The organism is Cellulomonas sp. P2_B4 (genome assembly GCF_056404795.1).
In genome coordinates, this window is record NZ_JBFUDI010000099.1 from 1 (window position 1) to 546 (window position 546).

Consider the following 546-nt stretch of genomic DNA (forward strand, 5'->3'; position numbering starts at 1 on the left):
GCCATCAATTGCCGTGTCTGTAGCGGACTGGAAGAGCCATCCCTCACGCGCTGAGATCATCGCGAATGTTCGAGAAGCATTTCACGAACGGCCGATGTTAAATGTTATCCGCGAAGAGAATTTCGTACCTCCGGGCGATCTGGATGCGGTAGGATTCCGGGCACTGTATCAGACGGATCTGGGCAATCGTTACGTTTGGGCGGTTTTGAGCCGAGGCAAAATGATGCGTGTTGTAGCGTTCGTATTTGCTCCGGGTGACTTCGCTGCCATGACCGCCGATATCGAATGGAAGCTTTTTGGTGTGCCGCCTCCATAGTGTTCGTTCGCAATCCGCCGGACCGCCTCCCGAACAACTCGATTGGGTCGGCTTTGAGGCGTCTCCGGCCATTCTGCGGAGCTCGGCGCAATGGCAATTGTCATGCCTTCATCGCCGAAAACTGCCCGCCCCWTGAGCACCAAGTTCGGCCGCTTACGCATCGACAGCTTCAAAGGCGGCAGCCGATCGACATCCTAGAGGCTCCGCATGCGCTCACGCGACCGAGGACG

General features: G+C 57.2%; 1 protein-coding gene. It reads left to right on the forward strand.

Features of this window, described 5'->3' with window-relative positions:
* Window positions 1-316: hypothetical protein (locus AC1DZC_RS20310; RefSeq protein ID WP_477044546.1), on the forward strand; the 316-nt coding region annotated here is incomplete at its 5' end.
* Between the last annotated feature and the right edge of the window lie 230 nt (window positions 317-546).